The organism is Marinobacter sp. G5_S1_61_S3 (assembly GCF_054968585.1).
Genome location: NZ_JBQKUK010000003.1, coordinates 296,238 through 310,141, shown reverse-complemented (window position 1 = coordinate 310,141; position 13,904 = coordinate 296,238). Strand labels below are relative to the sequence as shown.

Genomic DNA, 13,904 nt, shown 5'->3' with positions numbered 1-13,904 from the left:
CGTTGCTGAATAGTCTCGATATAGGATTGCTGCTGTTCATTATCGCAGTGGGCCTCAATATCGTGTTCGGTGTGCTGAACATCATCAACTTTGCCCACGGGGCACTTTACATGCTGGGGGCCTATCTGGCCTTCACACTGATCAATATCGCGGGCATGCCTTTCTGGGCAGCCCTGATCCTGGCGCCCATTGGCGTCGCTATCCTGGCCGTCATCATCGACCGGTTGCTGTTGCGCTTTATCTATTCCCGTGACGTGGCAGACAGCCTGCTTTTGACTTTCGCTATCCTGCTGATCATCAACGAGAGTGTGAGGATGATCTGGGGCAGTGGCATCCATGTGGTCCAGCCGCCGGATCTGCTGTCAGGTTCGGTGCGGCTGTTAGGCAGTTCCGTTGCCACCTACAGCCTGTTCGTGATCGTCATCGGCCTACTATTGCTGGCTGGTCTCTGGTACCTGTTCAACCGCACCCGCGTCGGCCGCATCATGCGAGCTGCGGCACTGGATCGCGATATGGCCGAGGCGCTGTGCATCAACACCCGGCTGGTGGTGACCGGCGTGTTTGCCTTTGGCGCCTGGCTGGCCGCCGTCGGTGGCGTTATGGCGGCACCCATGCGTGCGCTGGATCCCGGCATGGGGGACAAGATCATTATCGAGTCGTTCATTGTGGTGGTGATCGGAGGGCTGGGCAGCTTTCCGGGCGCCTTGCTCGGAGCCATCATCCTGGGCCTGATTCATGGCTTCGGTGGCCGCTACCTGCCGGAAGTGAACCTGCTGTTGCCGTTCGTCGGCATGGCGCTGGTTCTGTTGTTCAAACCACACGGCATTATGGGCAAAGGGGCAAATGCATGAAAACCAAGGTTCTGATGGCCATTCTGGCTGTGGTGATTGCCGGGCTGATTGCGGTGCCCTGGATTGCTTCCTATTTCTATGTGTTTATTTTTACCGAAATCCTGATCCTGGGTCTGTTCGCGGCCAGCTTCAACCTGATTTTCGGTTATACCGGCATGCTGAGCTTCGGGCATGCGGCGTTCTTCGGTATTGGCGCTTACGCCACGGCCCTGGTGCTGATCCACCTGGAGTGGCCGTTCCTGGTCTGTCTGCTGGTCTCCATGGGGGCCTCTGCACTACTGGCTTTGATGATCGGCTTCCTGAGCGTCCGCCTCAATGAGGTGTACTTTGCCATGCTGACCCTGGCTTTTGGCATGATGGTCTTTGCTATCGCCTACCAGTGGCGCTCGGTGACCAACGGCAGTGACGGCCTCGCCGGGTTTACCCTGGGCTCCTTCGGGCTGGGGCTTGACCTCACTCTGGCGAATCCCTCGGTCTATTACCATGTGGTGCTGGGTATTGTGGCCATCGCCGCGATAGTGCTTTACCTGATCTGCCGCAGTTCGTTTGGCATGATCCTGAAGGCAATCCGTCAGAATCCCGAGCGGGTATCCTTCGCCGGGCTGAACGTGCGGACGTATCGTCTTGTGGCCTTTGTCATTGCCGGAACGTTCGCGGGTCTGGCCGGCGGTCTGATCGCTCCGTTCCTGCGGGTGGCGAGCCCGGAACTTCTGCACTGGTCCATGTCCGCCGAACCGATACTGATGGCCATCCTTGGTGGCACCGGGTTCTTCCTGGGCCCGTTCATCGGCTCTGCGGCGTTCGTATTGCTGGAAACCTGGATCACCACTTACACAGAGTCCTGGATGTTGGTTCTGGGTATCATCCTGGCAATGATGGTGATCTTCTTCCGAAAAGGGCTGTTGGGCACCGCCATTGACTGGTGGATGGAGGTGAAAAAATGACTAACCCGGTCCTTACCATTGCTAACCTGACCAAGCGTTTTGGCGGCGTCACGGCGGTCTCTGATATCAACCTGGAGGTCATGCCCAAGGAAACCATCGCGATTATCGGCCCCAACGGTGCCGGCAAGACCACCTTCTACAACATGGTGTCCGGCCGGATGCAGCCGACGGAAGGCACGATCACGCTGGACGGCAAGGATATCACCGGCTTGCCTCCCCACAAGATCAGCCGGCTGGGCGTATCGCGATCGTTCCAGATCAATAATATTTTCCCGGAAATGACGGTGCAGGAGAACGTGGAAGTGGTGCTGTCGGCCTATCATGGCCACAGTCGCAAGCTGTTCAATATCGCGTCCCGCAATACCGCAATCCAGCACGAGGCGGTTGGGTTTCTGAAGCGTCTGGGCATCGACAGCCTGAAAGCACAGCGTGCAGAAGTGATCAGCTACGGCGACAAGCGATTGCTGGAGATCGCCATGGTGCTGGCAACGCAACCCAAGCTGGTACTGCTGGACGAGCCAACTGCCGGGATGACTCCGGATGAAACCCGGCGCACCACCCAACTGATCAAACAACTTGCCGGTAGCGGTGACTACACCTTCATGATCACCGAGCACGATATGGATGTGGTCTTCAATCTGGCGGATCGGATTCTGGTCATGCACCGTGGCGAGAAGCTTTTTGCCGGCACACCCGAGGAAGTCAAGAACCACCCGGAGGTGCGTGTTGCCTACCTGGGCGAAGAAGACGACGAAGCGGTCGAGGAGGCCAACCCATGATTCTTGATGTTCGCAACATTCAAACGTTCTACGGCGAGAGTCAGGCGCTCCAGGGTGTGACCCTTCAGCTCGAAGCCGGTGAGACGGTTTGCATCCTCGGCCGGAACGGGGCGGGAAAGAGCACCACCCTGAAAAGCATCATGGGGCTGACGCCTCCGAGATCCGGAGAGGTCGTCTATGAAGGCAAGCCAGTCCAGGGCTGGCCGGCACACCGCATCGCCCGCGCGGGCATCGGGTATGTACCGGAAGACCGCCGGATATTTCCCGGTCTGACGGTGCGGGATAACCTGGATGTAGCTTCCTATCAACGCAAGGGCAGTGCCGCGCGTTGGACGGTGGATGGCATCCTCAAGAAATACGAGATGCTGGGAGAACGGGCGGACCAGGACGGCGCGACCCTGTCCGGTGGCCAGCAACAGATGCTGGCGGTGGCAAGGTCCCTGATGATTCAGCCACGACTGTTGTTGCTGGATGAGCCCAACGAGGGGCTGGCCCCGGTTATCGTGCAGCAGATCGGTGAGCTGATTGACGATCTCAGCCAGACCACCACCATCCTGTTTACCGACCAAAGCGTGCGATTCGCACTCAAGCATGCTCAAAGAGCCTACATTCTGGAAAAGGGCCAGGTTGTGCACGAGGCGAGCAGTCAGGACCTGAAGGCGGACCAGGCCACCCAGGACCGATTCTTGTCCGTGGCATAGTGTGGCTTATAATCCCCGCCGCAGAGGCAAATGGACGTGGCAGTTATGATCGAAAATTACGAAGCATTCCGCGGTGAACTCCGCATGTCCAAGGAGGATGTGATCCGCGATGTGTACCGCCAGAACCAGGAACGCATCAGTATTAAAAAGGAGGCGACGGCGGTCAAGAATCTGACCCGAATCATCGACTCGACCCTGCGGCTGGCTAACTCCAAGGGGTTCCATGCGATGACCCTGAGGGACCTTTGCGGGGATTCCGGCATGAGCATGGGTGGGCTCTATGCGTATATCCGCAACAAGGATGACCTGATCCACCTGATCCAGAGCCACGGATTCATTATCACGCGTCGGACTCTGATCCATTACACGGAAGACGTCGAGGATGTCCGGGACAGAATGTTCTCTGCGATCAAGGCACACCTGTATCTGAGCGAGCTGATGCGGGCCTGGTTCTACTTTTCCTATATGGAAGCGAAGAGCCTGCCGGCCGAGGAAAAACGGGACGCTGTCGCCATTGAGCTGGAGATTGAGGAGATCTTTCTGCGGCTTATTGAGGATGGCATAGAGGCCAAGGTTTACCGCTCGAGAAATGCCCGCCTTGTTGCCTCCATGATCAAGGCCCTATTGCAGGACTGGTACCTGAAACGCCGGAAATACCGCGACCAGAATGTTGCGGTCGACGACTATGCTGCGTTTGTCAGGGATGTGATTGAAAGCTATCTGCTTGGAGAGCGTTGACTCTCTTCTGTGAGGAATGTGATGACTATCAGACTGACAAACCCGGCACTGTTGCGCGAAAGCGCCCATATCAACGGCGAATGGGTCCAGGCCCGTTCGGGTAATCGGCTCGCGATAACCAATCCAGCCAATGGAGAGCATCTTGCCTATGTGCCGGATATGGACGCCGAAGATACCCGGCAGGCCATTCGGGCGGCTGAGGCAGCGTGGCCGGAATGGCGCGCTCGTCCGGCCAAGGAGCGAGCGGGTGTTCTGCGTCGGTGGTTCGATCTGGTGATGCAACATCAGGAGGACCTGGCCTGTTTGATGACGGCTGAGCAGGGCAAGCCGTTGGCCGAGGCACGCGGTGAGGTTGCGTACGGCGCCAGCTTCATCGAGTGGTTTGCTGAGGAAGCCAAGCGGGCCTACGGTGACGTTGTTCCCGGCCACGGTCGTGACAAGAGGATTGTGGTCATCAAACAGCCGATCGGGGTAGTGGCGGCAATCACGCCCTGGAATTTTCCGGTGGCGATGATCACCCGTAAGGTCGCCCCGGCACTGGCTGCCGGTTGCCCGGTGGTGGTCAAACCGGCGGAAGACACGCCGTTGTGCGCGCTTGCGCTCGCGGTGTTGGCCGAGGAGGCCGGAGTTCCACCGGGGATCCTCAACATCGTTACCTGCTCGAAAGACCGGGCGCCGCAGGTGGGTGAGGAACTGACCACCAGCCCTGTGGTTCGCAAGGTGTCGTTTACGGGGTCCACGCCCGTGGGCAAACTCCTGATGCGCCAGGCCAGTGGCACGGTCAAGAAAGTGAGCCTGGAATTGGGCGGCAATGCACCGTTTATCGTGTTTGACGACGCCGATCTCGATGCCGCGGTAACCGGATTAATGGCCTCCAAATACCGTAATACCGGGCAGACATGTGTATGCGCGAACCGCATTTATGTGCAATCTGGCGTGTATGATGAATTTGTTGAGAAGCTTAAGGCTGCGGTTGGCAAGTTGGTCGTCGGGGCAGGCCTGGAAGGCGAAACGCATCAAGGTCCGCTGATCAACCAGGCTGCGCTGGACAAAGTCCGGCGGCACATCGCTGATGCGACAGAACGGGGCGCAAAAGTGGTGATGGGAGGCCAGGCGCACGCTCTTGGTGGCACCTTCTTCGAGCCCACCATCCTCACGGACGTCACCCAGGACATGCTGGTGGCCAGTGAGGAGACCTTTGGCCCTGTGGCTCCGCTGTTCCGGTTTGAGACCGAGGAGCAGGCCATCGCCATGGCCAACGATTCGGAATTTGGTCTGGCGGCATACTTCTACAGTAATGACATCCGGCGCATCTGGCACGTGGCGGAGGCCCTGGAAACCGGCATGATCGGCATCAACGATGGCATCATTTCAACCGAGGCCGCTCCCTTCGGCGGGGTCAAGGAGAGTGGCCTGGGTCGTGAAGGGTCACGGCATGGCCTGGACGAGTTCATGGAACTCAAATATCTATGCCTCGGTGGTATGCGCTGAGTCCCGTGTTCAAGGAGAATTAAATGTCTGGTGCCCTATCTCACTTGCGTGTCCTGGATCTTTCCAGGGTGCTGGCCGGCCCTTGGGCGGGCCAACTCCTGGGCGATCTGGGTGCGGAGGTTATCAAGATTGAGCGCCCCAAATCCGGGGACGACACTCGCTCCTGGGGGCCGCCTTATCTTCAGGGGGCCGATGGCAACGCAGATCTCTCTGCCTACTTCCTGACTGCCAATCGAAACAAGCAGTCCCTTGCGGTCGATATCGCCCATCCCGAAGGGCAGGAACTGATCCGAAAGCTGGTCGCAGAGTCGGATGTCATCCTTGAAAACTTCAAGGTCGGGGGACTCAAACGCTATGGCCTGGATTACGACAGCCTGAAACGTATCAACCCCAAACTCATCTACTGCTCGATCACCGGATTTGGCCAGGATGGCCCTTACGCGAACCGGCCCGGATATGATTTCCTGATTCAGGCCATGGGTGGGCTTATGAGTATCACCGGGCAATCGGACGGCGAGCCCGGCGCCGGGCCGATGAAGGTCGGCGTGGCACTGACGGACATCATGACCGGGCTGTATGCCACCATTGGTGTGCTCGCTGCGCTCAGTCACCGTGACCGTACGGGAGAGGGGCAGTATGTGGAGGCGGCGCTGCTGGATGTGCAGGTAGCCTGTCTGGCGAATCAGGCCATGAATTACCTGACCACGGGCCAGGCGCCAGGGCGGATGGGTAATGCCCATCCCAATATTGTCCCATACCAGGATTTCCCTACCGCAGACGGCAACATGGTGCTAACGGTCGGTAACGATGAGCAGTTCACCCGGTTGTGCGATGTTCTTGAGCATCCGGAGTGGGCAAGCGATGAGCGTTTTGCGACAAATCGGGCTCGCGTAGCGAATCGAAAGGAATTGATTCCCAGGCTGCGGCAGGCCACGGTGATGCGGTCAACACAGGAATGGGTACAAATTCTGGAGCGTTCAGGGGTGCCCTGCGGGCCGGTTAACACCCTGGATCAGGTATTTGAAGACCCACAGGTTCTTGCGCGGGGAATGAAACAGTCTGTTCAGCATCCATCGCTGGGCGATGTCCCGACGGTTGGCAATCCGATCAGGCTGAAGCTGACTCCGGTAAGTTACAGGACGGCGCCTCCGCTGTTGGGGGAACAGTCAAAACAAGTCCTTGAGACTATTGTTGGCCTCTCTTCTGGCGAAATAGAGAGCCTAAGGGAGCGCGGCATAGTCTCGTGATCTGGTGTTGCGTTAGCTTTCCTCAGCCAACGCCACCAAATCCGTACGGATATCCTCCACACTCAGCTCTGGACGGATCAACAGGCGAGCCTTGCCTTCGCGATCGAACACATACACGGCACCGCTGTGCGAGACGTTGTAGTTGCCTTCCGCATCTGGCTCGTCGTAACCAAAGGTGGTGCGGTAACGCTTACTGAGTTCCCTGAGCGCTGGTTCCTCGCCAGTCAGGCCGATGGCCCGGTCGCTGAAAAAGCTTACGTAGCTGTCGATGCGTTCTGGGGTGTCCCGTTGCGGGTCCACGCTGACAAAAACAATCTGCGTGTCCGTCCGCAACGCTTCCGGTAAACCTTTTACCGCTCTGGACAACTTCTGGAGTGTGGCGGGGCAGATATCGGGGCAGGAGGTGAAGCCGAAGAAAAGCAGCCGGATATTGCCGTCGGTTTGCTCGGCCGTCACCGTGTCGCCGGAGGGGCCAGTCAGCTCGAAGGCAAGTTCCGGCATCAGGCCGCTGATGTCTTTGCCATTCCAGTTTTCATCGTCGCCAAAGCACCCACCGAGCATCACCAGGGACGCCAAAAGTGCCATGGTAGAGATCGCTTTATGACTGCAGGGTAGGAACCGGTTTTTCATGAATGGCTGGCCTTCAGCTTTTCGTTATAGGGCGACACCTTGCCATCTTCACGCATGGCACGTCGAAGGATAATCAGAATGCCGAGAATGCTCATCATCGCCGGGGGAATCCAGGTCAGCAATCCGCCCAGCAACTGGTCCGTTTCTGGCGGCATTGGCCAGGCACGACCGCAGACTTCGTACACGTCGTACACCATGCCCCTTGAGAACACGATGGTGGCGCCCAGAATCATCTGGGGGATGGCAACCAGGGCCAGAAGAAGGATGCGTTTGCCGTAGCCCAGAGCGTCGCTGATGACGGGTGAACGTGGGTCAAAGATCAACCACCAGAACAGCATACCGTCCAGTAGCATGCTCCAGTTCATGATCCAGTACAGATCCCGGCTGAGCATGGCGTCGAAGTGGATTGGCGGCCACAGCCAGAAGTAGATCAGCCCCACAAACAGGAATGAGGCAATCGCCGGGTGCTGGAGAAAACGGTAAATCCACCCCAGCGGTATTAGCGCTCGCCGTACGCCGGGATTGATCAGGCTGTAGAGGAAACGCATCACCGGAAGGGGGTTAGACAGGGCAATCAGGATCGGCCCAAGGTGGTGCAGTATCAGATGCTGGCCCCGGTGAACGAAGAACATGTACTGGGAGTAGTAATCGAAACGGGTTTGCATCACGCCGTAGCAAAGCATAACGCCCACCACAAACACCAGTATCCGGCCGCTTCCGGGTCGGTCGTCAGCAGGCATCCTGACCAGGCCGTACCCGTAGAACGCCAGAACGAGCACGAAACTCAATATGGTGAGCGGCGAGAAGTCATAGGGTACGAGGTAGTCTAAGGCCGACATCGGGCTTGCCTTTGTGCTCTGGGGGTGGAACCGGGTGATTGTTGTTGTAGCTGATCCAGAGTTTTACCGGAGTGACGGCTAAATTCAAGAGATTGTTCGGTTTCTCGCGCTAATTGGGATACCCGGTAATATCGCGGATTTTTCGGTACAGCGGCTGAAGCTGGGGGTACATCTTCAGGTACACCTCACGATACAGGCGCTCGTAGAGTTTCTGGGTGTCGGCCTGCGGATGGAAGACATCACCCACTCGGGTCATCGCGTTCACCGCCGTTTCAAAATCCGGATGAAGCCCCAGGCCAACGGCGGCGTCGATAGCGGCACCAAGCCCGGAGGTTTCGTAGGTATGGGGCCGCTCTGCGGGCAGGCCGAAGACATCGGCGGTCAGTTGCATGGCGGCGTCACTCTGGGAACCACCCCCGGCGACTCTCAGCCTGCGGATGGGGACGCCGCTGCGTTTCTCGATCCGTTCCTTGCCTTCGCGCAGGGCGTAGGCCAAACCTTCCAGTATTGCGCGGTATATATGGGAGCGGGTGTGGACGTCACCAAACCCGATGATGGAGCCCTTGGCTTCCGGCCCGGGCTGGCGAACCCCGGGTGACCAGTAGGGTTGCAGCATTAACCCCATGGAACCGGCGGGAACGGCCCGAACCAGTTCATCGAACAGGACTTCGGGCTCCACGCCTTTCTGTTCCGCCAGTTTCCGTTCCCGTAGACCGAATTCGCGCTTGAACCAACTCACCATCCAGAAGCCCCGGTAGATCATCACCTCGGTGGAATAGTGACCGGGCAGGGCGGAGGGATAGGGCGGCATCATGCGAACCGGTTCCAGGTAACGCTTGCTGGTGGTGTTGATGGTAGCGGTAGTGCCGTAGCTCATGCAGCCGACATCTGGTGTCAGGCCACCGGAGCCGAGTATTTCGCAGGCCTTGTCCGATGCCGCAGCAATCACTGGCAGTGGCGCCGGCAGGCCAAGGTGCCTGGCCGCGTCTTCGGTGAGGTTGCCGATCTTATCGCCGGGCTTAACCAGCTCCGGCAACATCTCACGGCGAACGGGCATGGTGAGCCACTTGAAATCACGTTGGCCGGCCCACTGGTGGCGTTTGTAGTCGAACGGGATATACCCCACCTGGCTGCCCACAGAGTCTCTGAACTGGCCTGTCAGACGGTAGTTCAGGTAGCCCGACAGCAGCAGGTAATGCCGGGTGGCCGCCCAGATCTCGGGTTGGTTCTGGGCAATCCAGTTGGCCTGGGTTTTTTCTCGGAAGCGGTCAACGGTGGATTCCAGACGAAGCAGTTTGAACAACCAGCCCCATAAACCGGGCACAGGCCCTTCAACACGGGCGTGACGTTGGTCGAGCCAGATGATGGCTGGCCGGAGTGGCTTGCCATGTTCGTCCAGATTTACAACGGTGCCACGCTGGGTGGTCAGCGTTACCCCGGCCACTTGCGCCGGCAAGGCATCGGTGTTTTTCCAGAGCAGTTGGCACGCTTTACCGAGGTTTTCCCAAAAATACTCCGGATGTTGTTCCGCCCAGCCCGGCTGCTCGGAGAAGTAGGGTTCAATCTCCTGTTTGCCCTTGCCGACGAGATTGCCCTGAGTGTCGAACAGCAGGGCCCGCACGCTCTGGGTGCCGTTGTCGATAGCCAGGATGAGCGGTTCGGTCGTGTTCATCCAGTGGCCTCTTGTTTGGCCGGAAATGTGGCCGGAAGCGAGTAGCAAGATCGCCAGAGCTCCAGATAACGTGCCTCTTCCCGTTCCCAGGTGGTGTCGTCCCAGGCCAGGATGGGCTTGCACAGGCAACGTATGTCCGGGAGCAGATCTTCACCGCCTTTTGGAAGCACCAGCCCGAGCCGGGTACGGCGCAACATCAGGTCATCCAAGTGGATCACGCCGGTATTGGCGGCCGCCCAGGCCAACTCCGCCCACAGGGTGTCGGTGCCGGCAACGGTTTCATGAGTGCCGGCACGCAGGACCTCTGGCAGAGCAGGGCCGTAGAAGCCCTGTAAACGATGCCAGTTCTGATGGCTGATGGCGTCAGGACGTTCGAGGTCTGGGAGCGAAGCAAATACCGGCAGCGCATTGTTTCTGAGGTGAAAACCCGGCATTTGCCCCCGTTCGAGTACTTCCCGGGCAATCAACCGGAAGGTGGTTAACTTGCCACCGGCGACGCTGATCAGGCCATTGTCGGACCAAATCACATGTTCCCGATTCTCCTTTGAGGGTTTTCGCGTTCCCTTTGATTGATTAAGCACGGGTGATTGGGTGACGACAGGGCGCACTCCCGCCCAGGTTGCGATCACGTCGCGCTCGGTGATGGCACTGGCGGGAAACAGCCTTGAGGAGATCTGCAGCAGGTAGTCCAGCTCCTCCCGATTGATGGCCGGCTCACGGGACAGCGACTCTGTGTGGTCGAGGTCCGTGGTTCCCAGTACCGTCGTGCCTTGCCATGGGAAGGCGAATACTGGCCGACGGTCCTCCGGATGAAACAGCGACACCGAACAGGACACCGGAAGTCGCGAATAGGGAACAACCAGGTGGCTTCCCCTCAGGGGACGTATTCGGGTGTCAGTACTGTCGGTCTGCTTCAACTGGCCCGCCCAGGCACCCGTGGCGTTAATAACCAGTGGGGTGTTGACGGTCATTTCCGGCGTTTGGGAATCCGCGCTGGTGTCCAGAAGGTGAACGCCTGTGACGGCGTTGGTCTCACTGTTGCGGAGAACTGCCTGCGCCTCCATATAGTTCAGGCAGATAGCACCGTCGGCCTCGGCTTCTTCGAGTACACGTTGCACCAGACGCGCATCGTCGGTAACGGCATCGGTGAAGCCGCTGGCACCGGTCAGATGGTTGGTGGACAGGCCTGGCACCCACTGCAATGTTTCTGCCGGGCTGAGTCGCTGTCTGGATGGCTTGCCTGCAAGTCGGTCGTACAGACGCAGCAGCAGCTGGAACAGCTTCGGGCCGGGGAACTGTTTCTGGTAGTGAGGCATTACGAAAGGCAGGGGGTCGATTAGCCCCGGCGCCTCTGCCAGCAGGCGCTCCCGTTCCCTTACCGCGTCCCGTGTCAGGCGAAAGTGCCCGCTGCCGAGGTAGCGCAGACCACCGTGGATCATTTTCGAAGAACGGCTGGAGGTCCCCCAGGAGAAGTCCCGTTGCTCCACCAGTAAGGTGCTCAAGCCGCTGCCGGCGGCTTCGCGAGCGATGCCCGCTCCGGTGATGCCCCCGCCGATCACAGCCACATCGAAGGCGGCGTCGCCACGGGCCAGCTGTGCAAGCTTCTGTTCGCGCGTTAGTGGCATTACTTCTGAACCAGTGTTTGTGGGTTCATCAAGCCGGCGGGATCGAATGTCTGGCAAAGAGATCCGATGGCGAGCATGCCCAGCTCGCCTTTTTCGACCGGCAGGAAGGGCGCGTGATCCTTGCCCACGCCATGTTGATGGCTAATGGTGCCCCGGTTGTTAACGATAATGTCCGACGTGCTGGTTTTCAGGGTTTTCCAGCGCGCCAGGGTTTCCTCGTAGCTGTCGGCCACCCGGAACACATAGGTGGTGTAGAGGCTGCAGCCCTGGGTATAGAAATGCGAAAGATGGGTGAAAACATGAACCAGCTCTTTCTTTTCATTCAATTGGTTACGGAGGTTTCCTTCAATCTGGTTTAAGAGTTTGTCGACGTTGTCCCAGTCGGTGGCGGTTTCCAGGGTGTCGACGGCGTACCCGAGTTTCCAGAGGGCTTCTCGCAGGTAGGGCATGGTGAAGCGTTTGGCGGCCCATTTGTCGCCCAGTTTTTTACCGGTGTAGATCCCGCCAAACTCCCGGCAGAGTTCCCGGGTTTCCTGGAGGGCGTTCCGGCATTGGCGTGTGCTGCCTGTGAGGCCAAACGTCATCATGCATTTGCCGTCTTTGGCGCCCCGCAGACCCAGATAGGACTCCAGCAGGCCGATCATCCCGGGGTGTCCCGCAAGGGCGAGCTGGGTTTCAGTTTCGGTGGCGTTGCTCAGGCGAAGCATCGAGAGCTGGGTGCGGTTCTGCACCAGCTTGCGACACGCTGTTCGAGCCTTGTCCCACGACGGGAAGAACATGACATGGAAGCTTTCATGGGCAGGCAGGGGCGTGACGCGCACTTTCACTTCGGTGATAAGGCCGATCCTACCCTCGGAGCCCAGGATCATCTCGCGGATGTCCGGGCCGGCACTGGAGGCGGGAATCGTGGGGATGTCCAGCGTACCTTTCAGGGTTTCGATGCGGCCCCCGGCAAACAACTGCTCGATACGGCCGTAACGGAGTGATTGCTGACCACTGGATCGGCTGGCGACCCAGCCGCCAATGGTGGACAGTTCGAAAGACTGCGGAAAGTGCCCCAGGGTATAACCCAGCGCCCGTAACTGTGACTCCACCAAGGGGCCCGGGGTGCCAGCCCCAAAGGTGGCGATCTGGCTTTCCCTGTCCAGGTCTATCAGGCGATTCATCCGCCCCATATCAACGGTCAGCACTGGCTGGTCACCGTCCACGGGGTTGATGTGGCCTGCCACGCTGGTGCCGCCGCCATAGGGGATGAGGGCAACATCGTTCTCTTCGGCATACTGAAGCAGAGCCTGAACATCCAGGGACGACTCCGGATAGGCAACACCATCGGGAAATACGCCAAAGTCGCCGCTGCGCATGGCGAGCCAGTCGGCGAGGCTTTGCCCGCGGGCGTGACGCACCCGATCTTCGGCCGCGTCGATACAGGCCGGGTTTGTCGGCAGCTTACTGTCTGGCACCTGGGCACAAACCTGATCCAGAGATACATCCGCCAGTGGAACGGCACTCCCTACGCGCTCGTCCAGAAACCGCTGCCCCTCTTTGGGTAATTCAAGATTGAACTGGTCATCTCCCCAGCCGTTCCAGCGTCGCATGTTGGCCGTTCCTCGTTGGTAAATGTGTGTACGTCTGATTACTCGTGGGGCAGATTGTACCGCCGGGTACTGTTAACGCAGTGTCGCCTGGCGACAAGTCTTGTGTCTTATGCCGACAGCGGCGAGTCTAGCGAAGGCTGTCCACCATGCGATCATTCAGGCTTTGCCAGTGCTCCAGTTTTCTCGCTTCCCCGATTCGTTCGGAGTCACCACTGGAACGGTTCAGCCACAGACCGTCACCGTTAAAACTGTAGACCGGTTCCAGGTCCTGCCTCTGGGACGCGGGTTTGATCTCGTTGATAAGGTTGTCGAGGATCAATGGATCAGCGTCGGGCTCTGGATACCACGCCAATACCATGTGTGCCTGGTTCAGCTCCAGCGCCTTGACGTAGACAATGCGTAGTTGCTCGTCGGGAACGCCCATGGATTTAAGGGTGAGGTATTTTGCGATGGAGAAGTCCTCGCAATCTCCGCCATTGGTGGTCAGCAGTTCAACAGGCGTCGCCCAGTAGTCTTCCTCGCCCCAATGGGCAATGTCGCTGACAAACCGGACCCGGTTAAAGAAGGAATTCACGAGCCGGAGCTGGCGGTCGATCGCTGCCCGGGAAGCCATATCGTGAAGGTTTTGCCAGGTTTCCAGCCGGTCGTGGGCCTCCTGGCCGAATTCCGAACGCACGTAGGTCATGAGTCGTTCGCTGAGTTCGAAGGCGGCCACCGTTAACGTGATGACCATGAGTAGCATGGAAAGCAGGGAGCCGCTGCGGCGAGGATTCGATGCGGCCGTCTCCATGG

The 13,904-nt window shown here is 58.8% G+C and carries 13 protein-coding genes; 7 read left to right on the top strand and 6 right to left on the bottom strand.

The window, feature by feature from the left end:
- The first annotated feature begins 2 nt into the window (after positions 1 to 2).
- Genes ACTRWH_RS04365 through ACTRWH_RS04335 form a run of 7 tightly spaced genes read left to right on the top strand, consistent with a single transcriptional unit; the run spans position 3 to position 6,751 of the window.
- On the top strand, positions 3 to 851 hold the full coding sequence (locus ACTRWH_RS04365; RefSeq protein WP_462825958.1) for an ABC transporter permease subunit: 849 nt from the start codon (positions 3 to 5) through the stop codon (positions 849 to 851).
- Complete coding sequence (locus tag ACTRWH_RS04360) at positions 848 to 1,795, top strand: branched-chain amino acid ABC transporter permease (RefSeq protein ID WP_007152274.1); 948 nt, start codon at positions 848 to 850, stop codon at positions 1,793 to 1,795. Before ACTRWH_RS04365 ends, ACTRWH_RS04360 begins: the two co-directional genes overlap by 4 nt.
- Entirely contained in the window at positions 1,792 to 2,574 is a 783-nt protein-coding gene (locus tag ACTRWH_RS04355; protein ID WP_151982100.1) for an ABC transporter ATP-binding protein, read from the top strand. Before ACTRWH_RS04360 ends, ACTRWH_RS04355 begins: the two co-directional genes overlap by 4 nt.
- The gene (locus ACTRWH_RS04350; RefSeq protein WP_075194805.1) at positions 2,571 to 3,275 is read left to right on the top strand and encodes an ABC transporter ATP-binding protein; all 705 of its coding nucleotides are present in this window, start codon (positions 2,571 to 2,573) and stop codon (positions 3,273 to 3,275) included. The genes ACTRWH_RS04355 and ACTRWH_RS04350 overlap by 4 nt, the downstream gene beginning before the upstream one ends.
- Positions 3,276 to 3,305: 30 nt before the next feature.
- Positions 3,306 to 4,013, top strand: coding sequence for a TetR family transcriptional regulator (locus tag ACTRWH_RS04345; protein WP_462825957.1), 708 nt, complete (start codon positions 3,306 to 3,308; stop codon positions 4,011 to 4,013).
- A gap of 27 nt (positions 4,014 to 4,040) precedes the next feature.
- A complete protein-coding gene (locus ACTRWH_RS04340) occupies positions 4,041 to 5,504 on the top strand; it encodes a succinate-semialdehyde dehydrogenase (protein ID WP_462825965.1) in 1,464 nt (487 codons plus the stop codon).
- A gap of 23 nt (positions 5,505 to 5,527) precedes the next feature.
- Positions 5,528 to 6,751 carry a CoA transferase gene (locus ACTRWH_RS04335; RefSeq protein ID WP_462825956.1) on the top strand — a complete coding sequence of 408 codons (1,224 nt, stop codon included), beginning with the start codon at positions 5,528 to 5,530 and terminating at the stop codon, positions 6,749 to 6,751.
- Positions 6,752 to 6,763: 12 nt separating this feature from the next.
- Here the strand turns inward: ACTRWH_RS04335 and ACTRWH_RS04330 are convergent, their stop codons facing one another.
- The 6 genes from ACTRWH_RS04330 to ACTRWH_RS04305 all read right to left on the bottom strand — a co-directional run bounded on the left by ACTRWH_RS04330 (position 6,764) and on the right by ACTRWH_RS04305 (position 13,902).
- Positions 6,764 to 7,381 carry an SCO family protein gene (locus tag ACTRWH_RS04330; RefSeq protein ID WP_462825954.1) on the bottom strand — a complete coding sequence of 206 codons (618 nt, stop codon included), beginning with the start codon at positions 7,379 to 7,381 and terminating at the stop codon, positions 6,764 to 6,766.
- Positions 7,378 to 8,220: a cytochrome c oxidase assembly protein gene (locus tag ACTRWH_RS04325; protein ID WP_085680772.1), complete on the bottom strand. Its 843-nt coding sequence runs from the start codon at positions 8,218 to 8,220 to the stop codon at positions 7,378 to 7,380. The genes ACTRWH_RS04330 and ACTRWH_RS04325 overlap by 4 nt, the downstream gene beginning before the upstream one ends.
- 109 nt (positions 8,221 to 8,329) lie before the next feature.
- On the bottom strand, positions 8,330 to 9,892 hold the full coding sequence (locus ACTRWH_RS04320; protein ID WP_462825952.1) for an FGGY family carbohydrate kinase: 1,563 nt from the start codon (positions 9,890 to 9,892) through the stop codon (positions 8,330 to 8,332).
- A complete protein-coding gene (locus tag ACTRWH_RS04315) occupies positions 9,889 to 11,517 on the bottom strand; it encodes an FAD-dependent oxidoreductase (protein ID WP_462825951.1) in 1,629 nt (542 codons plus the stop codon). Before ACTRWH_RS04315 ends, ACTRWH_RS04320 begins: the two co-directional genes overlap by 4 nt.
- Complete coding sequence (locus ACTRWH_RS04310) at positions 11,517 to 13,112, bottom strand: FAD-linked oxidase C-terminal domain-containing protein (protein WP_462825949.1); 1,596 nt, start codon at positions 13,110 to 13,112, stop codon at positions 11,517 to 11,519. Before ACTRWH_RS04310 ends, ACTRWH_RS04315 begins: the two co-directional genes overlap by 1 nt.
- A 127-nt stretch (positions 13,113 to 13,239) precedes the next feature.
- Positions 13,240 to 13,902: a transglutaminase-like cysteine peptidase gene (locus ACTRWH_RS04305; RefSeq protein ID WP_036207099.1), complete on the bottom strand. Its 663-nt coding sequence runs from the start codon at positions 13,900 to 13,902 to the stop codon at positions 13,240 to 13,242.
- Positions 13,903 to 13,904: the final 2 nt, after the last annotated feature.